The 6,554-nt window shown below is 43.7% G+C and carries 6 protein-coding genes and 1 pseudogene; 4 read left to right on the top strand and 3 right to left on the bottom strand.

Going from position 1 to position 6,554, the window contains the following annotated elements:
- Positions 1–137 precede the first annotated feature (137 nt).
- Positions 138–623 (top strand): annotated as a pseudogene (locus RLO19_RS11300) (zinc-binding dehydrogenase); the annotation flags it as partial.
- Positions 624–658: 35 nt separating this feature from the next.
- Complete coding sequence (locus RLO19_RS11295) at positions 659–1,612, top strand: class I SAM-dependent methyltransferase (protein ID WP_446356416.1); 954 nt, start codon at positions 659–661, stop codon at positions 1,610–1,612.
- A 171-nt stretch (positions 1,613–1,783) separates the two neighbouring features.
- Here the strand turns inward: RLO19_RS11295 and RLO19_RS11290 are convergent, their stop codons facing one another.
- Positions 1,784–1,921 (bottom strand): hypothetical protein, encoded by a 138-nt coding sequence (locus tag RLO19_RS11290; protein ID WP_446356410.1) that lies wholly within the window; start codon positions 1,919–1,921, stop codon positions 1,784–1,786.
- Positions 1,922–2,004: 83 nt separating this feature from the next.
- Here RLO19_RS11290 and RLO19_RS11285 point away from each other — a divergent pair, with 83 nt between their 5' ends.
- Both RLO19_RS11285 and RLO19_RS11280 read left to right on the top strand, forming a co-directional pair.
- Positions 2,005–2,367, top strand: coding sequence for a deaminase (locus RLO19_RS11285; RefSeq protein WP_446356414.1), 363 nt, complete (start codon positions 2,005–2,007; stop codon positions 2,365–2,367).
- Positions 2,364–2,783, top strand: coding sequence for a hypothetical protein (locus RLO19_RS11280; protein WP_446356408.1), 420 nt, complete (start codon positions 2,364–2,366; stop codon positions 2,781–2,783). Before RLO19_RS11285 ends, RLO19_RS11280 begins: the two co-directional genes overlap by 4 nt.
- Positions 2,784–2,830: 47 nt before the next feature.
- On the opposite strand, the gene RLO19_RS11275 is transcribed toward RLO19_RS11280, so the two are convergent.
- Positions 2,831–5,026, bottom strand: a complete 2,196-nt coding sequence (locus RLO19_RS11275; protein ID WP_446356406.1) for a tetratricopeptide repeat protein — start codon at positions 5,024–5,026, stop codon at positions 2,831–2,833.
- A 5-nt stretch (positions 5,027–5,031) separates the two neighbouring features.
- Positions 5,032–6,363 carry a P-loop NTPase fold protein gene (locus RLO19_RS11270; protein ID WP_446356404.1) on the bottom strand — a complete coding sequence of 444 codons (1,332 nt, stop codon included), beginning with the start codon at positions 6,361–6,363 and terminating at the stop codon, positions 5,032–5,034.
- Positions 6,364–6,554: the final 191 nt, after the last annotated feature.

The following is a 6,554-nucleotide window of genomic DNA, read 5'->3' as shown; positions in this document are numbered from 1 at the left end:
ATACTCATTAGCTTCCTTTAGGAGTTTAATCAGTCTTTCTTTCTGCTCTTGAGACAGATGATTTTTAGCTGGCATATCCTGGCGACCGCGCTCTTTACCTTGTCTTTATATTATACAATTAAGCTGCGTAGCAGCTTATTGGCGGATTAGGTCATATCGCCCTGGGTTTCCTCCGGGCTTGGGGGTGTGAGATCACAGCGTTTTCCAGTAGTCCAGAAAAAGAAGCAGAAGCACGGGAATTGGGAGCAACTTATTTTATCAATTCTAGCGATCCCAAAGCCTTGGAGTCAGTGCAGAATTCCTTTGACTTTATTCTCTCCACGGCTAATGCTGACCTCGATTGGGACGCCTACATTGCCGCATTACGTCCCAAAGGTCGGTTACACTTTGTTGGAGTCATTCCTAATCCCCTATCCACCCAACTTTTCCCTTTGATTGGCGGTCAAAAGTCAATTTCAGCCAGTCCCGTGGGGAGTCCAGTAACAATTTCCCAAATGATCGATTTCGCCGCACGACAGGGTGTTGAACCGATTACCGAAACCTTCAGCTTTGAGCAAGTGAATGAGGCGATGGAAAAGCTGCGCCATGGTAAACCGCGCTATCGCTTGGTTTTGAAGCATTAAAATAAAAAGATTGCGATTGTGAGGGATGTGCTTTGATCAGTGACAAAATCAAACCGGATTGGGCGGGTAATGACCTTCTTTCCCGATTGGTCAACATTCTGATTCAGACCAAGCCCATTTATAATGTCATGAAACACCAAGCTCGCCAAGTCCTCATGAAGACGGCGGAGAAAAATGGCATTCCCTGGCGCAAGAGATACCAAGAACTAGAAGCGTCAGGCGTCAAAGAACGTCTGGCGCAGATTGCCAATCCCAGCATTACCTATCCCGACTACTACCAGGTTCCCTTCCACGCCTACGATCAAGGTAACTTATGTTGGTCGGCTGCGTTTGAAGCCGAATCCGCCACATACTCAATGGGGTTAAGGGTTTGGCGTAATCAACCCTTGACTTGGCAAGAGGCGCAGGCGCGGGTGCGGGGGAGTTTTCACCACGTCTTAGCTGAATATTGTACCCAACCCGTACAGGATATTCTAGATATGGGTTGTTCTGTGGGTATCTCAACCCGGGCGCTACATGAGTATTACCAAAGCCGTCAAGATACCCCGGTGCGAACCGTGGGATTAGACTTATCCCCCTATATGTTAGCGGTGGCTCAACTCCGGGATACCAAGGGTGAAATTGAGTGGATTCACGCCAAAGCTGAGGAAACGGGATTATCTTATGCTTCCTTTGACTTAGTGACGCTGCAATTCGTGATTCATGAACTCCCGCGTCAAGCAACTCAGGCAATTTTTCAGGAAATACTCAGACTTTTGCGTCCTGGGGGTTATCTGGCGATGGTAGATAATAACCCTAAATCTCCCGTCATCCAAAATTTGCCACCTGTACTTTTTACCCTGATGAAAAGCACTGAACCTTGGTCAGATGATTATTACACCTTGGATGTAGAAGGACTGATGCAGAGGGTGGGATTTGAATATATTGTCACTGTGGCGAGTGACCCGCGACATCGTACCATTATAGGTCGAAAGCCGGAGGAAGGATAGGACGCGATCGCTCCAGAATATAGTTTATCGTTTATCGTAGGGGCGACCCGCTTGCACTAATCCCGCATTTCTCACCACGATTCCTCAAGGGCTTATAAAACCTGGATCGACGGTAAAATAAGGCGTTCAACACTCTGTCAAAATTATTGGTCTGTCAAAAATGCCCATAACCTAGTCTAGGTAAAGGTTCCGAGGAGTGCGATCGCGTTCCTTGTGAGAAATCCGGGTAATCCACAACATTGTCCACTCAATTTGATCTGGTCGCCCTGTACTTAACTCAAAACCACTTAAAATAACAAGTAGATCCAAATCAGGGAAAATAGGCAAACTTATCTAAAGGCAGGAAAAAGACGAACAGTGTTTTTGACGAACTAGCTGAATACAGACAGCGCCTGGGTTTACCTCCTGCGGGCAGCGCAGAAGATTACTCAACTATAGCCAAGTTAGAAATCAGGGGTGAAAATTTCTTCGGTATCAATTCTGGTGATAATCCCAATCCTCGACCGATAACTTTTAGGGTTAATCCAATCACTAAAACCCACGCTGAGGCTGATGCCTTCCAACAAGCCGCAGATGCAGGCATGAGAGGGGGTAAAGCTCGTTTAATTGTTGATCGAGATCTTTGTGCGGCTTGCGGTTTAAGAGGAGGTGTGAATTCTATGGCTTGGCAGTTAGGCATAGAAGAATTGGAAATCATAACTCCAAGTGGAAACAAGAAAATAACCGTCAAACCCCCAAATAGAAGGAGGCAATGATGTTTGTATCAAACCTATCAATAGAAAAATGGGTTGGCAACAATAATGAAAATAACTTAATCGAAAATCCGGATTGGAGTCAGCTAGAAGCAGCTATCCGCCAGTTAAATGGAAAAAATCAAACGTTAGTTACCTTGGCAGCCGATGATGAAACTTACATGACGATTGGCGGTGGTTATGCTGGAAAATATGTCGTTTCAGTCACCTTCGATAATCTAGATTTTTATAATTTAGTTGATTTATCCAAACCTGAAGCAACCGAAAAACTCGTTATTGGCGGACAAGAAGGGCTTTATTCCACAAAGATGTCTGTTGATTTGCTGCGTTGTCTGCTAGCGGCGCGAACATTTTCAGAATCAGGAAAACTCGACTCCTTGCTGTCGTGGGAAGAAGATAAGTCATTAGTCACCGTATAATAGATAGGCGACTTCACGATAGTGGGTATTCACTGAGACTCTCCCTTTTAGCCCTCTATCAACCCTTGAAACCGCTGATCTTCCCGAATGCTGTCAAAATTTGAGTCGGTTTTAGCCTTTTCTCTGCATTCGTCAGGATTCAACTTGATAGCTTGCTGCAAGTTCTCGATTGCCAAGTCCACATTACCTTGTAAAGCATAACAGCAAGCTTTGAAGTACCAGGCATAGTGGTAGTCGGGTTGAAATTTTAGGGCTTTTTCATAACTGGCAAGAGCTTCTTCATATCTTTTTAAGAAAGATAGCGCAATACCCCGTAAGCACCAGGTATCCTGATTGTCAGGTTTAATTTCTAGAGTTTTGTCGTAGCTGGCAAGAGCTTCCTCATATCTTTCCAAATCAAATAGCGCATTACCTCGACGATACCAGGCCTCGTGGTTATCAGGTTGGATTTCTAGAGCTTTTTCGTAGCTGGCAAGAGCTTCCTCATATCTTTTCAAATTAGATAGCGCAATACCCCGGACGCACCAGGTATCCTGATTATCAGGTTGAATTTCTAGAGCTTTGTCGAAGCTAGCGATCGCCTCCTCAGATTTTCCTAAATTAGATAGCGCAATACCTCGATAATACCAGACATCGTGGTCATCAGGTTTGATATCTAGAGCTTTGTCGAAGCTAGCGATCGCTTTCTCATATCTTTTCAAGAAACATAGCACCATACCCCGGAAAAACCAGGCATAATAATTGTCAGGTTGAATTTCTAGGGCTTTGTCGAAGCTAGTGATTGCGACCTCATATCTTTCCAGCAAAGATAACGCATTACCCCGAAGATTCCAGGTATGATGATTGTTAGGTTGAATTTCTATGGCTTTTTCATAGCTAGCGATCGCTTCCTCATATCTTTCCAAATGAAATAGCGCAATACCTCGCTGATACCAGGCATAATAATTGTCAGGTTGAATTTCTAGAGCTTTGTCGAAGCTAGCGATCGCTTCCTCATGTCTTCCCAAGTCATATAGCGCATTACCTCGACGATACCGGGCATCGCCATTATCAGATTTGATTTCTAGAGTTTTGTCGAAGCTGGCGATCGCTTCCTCGTATCTTTCCAGCAAAGATAGCACAATGCCTCGCTTATACCAGGCATAATAATTGTAAGGTTTGATTTCTAGGGCTTTGTCGTAACTAACGAGCGCTTCCTCATATCTTTCCAAATTAGATAGCGCAACTCCCCGGAAGTACCAGATATAATGAGCATCAGGTTGAAGTCCAAAGGCTTTGTCATAGCTGGCTAGAGCAGCTTCGTACCTTGCCAAATAAGATAACGTTATCCCCCGCATCCACCAGATGTAGTAATTTTTAGGTTCGAGTTCTAATAATTGGTCGAAGCTAGCCAATGCCTCCTGGAAATCATTACCAATCAAAAATGTCAAACCCTGTACCATTATTGCACTAGGGTTTGGAGCGAATTTTTGGTAACTATTGTTCAGGTTGTCTTGGAGGATTTCTTGGTAGTATTTCAATGGCTTTTTAAATTCATCAATAGTCAAACAAAGACTAATTTGTGCAATCAATAAAGCCGCTTTTATCTTGAATTCAGTATTACTGGTTTTAATTATTTCTTGAATTTCAAATATTTTCTCTTTTCGTTTTGGGGCAGCCAGCAGGAAAAACTCTTCAGAGTTTATATGAGAAAAAATGCGGCTTGCTTCTTGCTCAACAAAATCTGAACTCGTCGGAAATTCCCACACTCCAGAACGCCAATCAAAAAAATCTGGAGCGCGACGGATAAAATATTTAAGAGCGTATAACGGCAGCAGAAAAACAAAGCAAATCGGGAAATCATCGCGGAATCGTTCTCGCTGAAGGTTCAAATGACCTAAAATACGAGGTACAGTGTCTTCCTTATAATAGTCACCTTCTCCACCAATCCCAGGTTTTATATAATCCACCAACGATTTTTCAAGTCCCTTGATAAACAAAATATCCAGCTTTTCTTTGTTCGGGAGATTGTCAATAATTTCGTAGAGATTATCAATAGGTTCGTCTAAGGATAAAACATCAACTGTTTTCTGGGGAATATCCTTTCGCACTTTACCAATCAACCGTTCCCCTTGAGCGGGAGAACAACGGACAAACAGCAAGCCAAATCCTCTGCGCCGTTTTAAGGCACGCCGTAGTGGTTGATAGTCTTCCCCTAAATCGATAGGAAAATCATCAATAAAATTGGCTGGGATTGGTTTCATCGGGATTAGGCTGATTCTCCTTTCTTCATTGTATCAAATGCCTCTCGAAATTCATCAATTTCTTTAATCAACGGGTGAGCATCATGCCAGCGCTTGATTTCTCCCCTTTCATCCACATGGCGATACTCTAACAAACAGCGGTTAAATAATAAGTTGCGATAATCAAGATCGTTGGGAACGCTTTTTGAAACTGAAACTTCGGCTAACTTCTGCCAGTCCTCTGCATCTACTGCATTACGATAATTATTACGGGCTTTGGTAATCGCTCGTTGCACGGCATTGTTAGTAATGGGTAAATCATCTGTCCAGTCGAGTGCTGTTTCCATCAACTGCATCACTTCCCGCACATGACCCCCACTCGCCAGACACAATCGCTCAATGGTTTCAGATTTATCAAAAATTTCGGTATCTAGGGAAGCATCAGGGGCAAATTGACCGACTCGCTTACCTATCAGTTCTTTGAGTGCTTTCAATCCAGGTTCATAAACCGAGTCATCGGTATTTCGCACCATAATCATCGGTAAAACTTGGCAGTCTCCGTAATTATCTCGCACTTGTGTAGCTCGATTCGAGTACACTAATGAAATGGGTACAGTATAAATAACATGACACTGTAACGCCCTGAGTTGTCCGCATCGGTCTAAAAATATCTCATCATGATTGCTGCGTCCATCTGCGCGAGTTACGGGGACAATTCGGTCGAGGTTATCGGCAATTACAGCCAGTTTCGAGTCTTTTAGCTTGGTCTTCGCTTCTGTGATAAATTCATTCAGGGCATCAATTAGAGAAATTGAATGAATATCAACCTGTTTGCGGATGGTTTCTCGCGTACTGGGAACGGCTTTTAATGTTGCTGTTAGTTTGGCAAACTGGGAAATTGTTGTCTCTAAACTCACCGTTTCCAGAGACACTTCTGTCAAGGCTAAATTTTGCAGAGATTGCCATCGCCCTTTCAACCACTCTTGCAAGGGTTTGGGACTCGCCAGATTTTTGAGTTCCTCTAAAATATGCCGAGTACAAGCGAGAAGAATATCGGTATATTGGGCATCTTCCGGGTCAATATCTTCCTGATCCGCCGCAAAGTAAACGACAAAAAAACCTTTTTCTTCCAGATGCTTTTTGAGCCGTTTGAGTTCCGTTGATTTGCCGACTCCTCGATGTCCCGTGTAAAGTTGACAAGTGGGTTGTTTCGAGCGGATAATTTTCTTGCCCAACTCGCGAAAGATATTTTCATCTCCGCGTACTTGATGACAGTCCACATAAACTGGATCATCAGGTTCTAACGGTTGAAATGGATCGAAGGCGTTGTAAATATTGGTAATTAACTCCTCGCTCATCAGCTTCCTCACTTATTGGTTATGGCTTAAGTTGACACGGATGCACGTCGGTGCGCCCCTACAATTCTAATCCACCATTTTAGGAGGAATGGTACTGACTTTAGAGTTTGTAGTAAGCGCTTTAGCGCTTCTGGCACGCTTCGTGCCTACTACGAACCCAGCTTAAGTCAGCGACATTCATTTTAGGAGGG

Origin of the sequence: Coleofasciculus sp. G2-EDA-02 (assembly GCF_040226375.1) — a bacterium.
GTDB lineage: Bacteria > Cyanobacteriota > Cyanobacteriia > Cyanobacteriales > Coleofasciculaceae > Coleofasciculus.
This window is presented reverse-complemented; position numbering and strand designations above follow the sequence as displayed.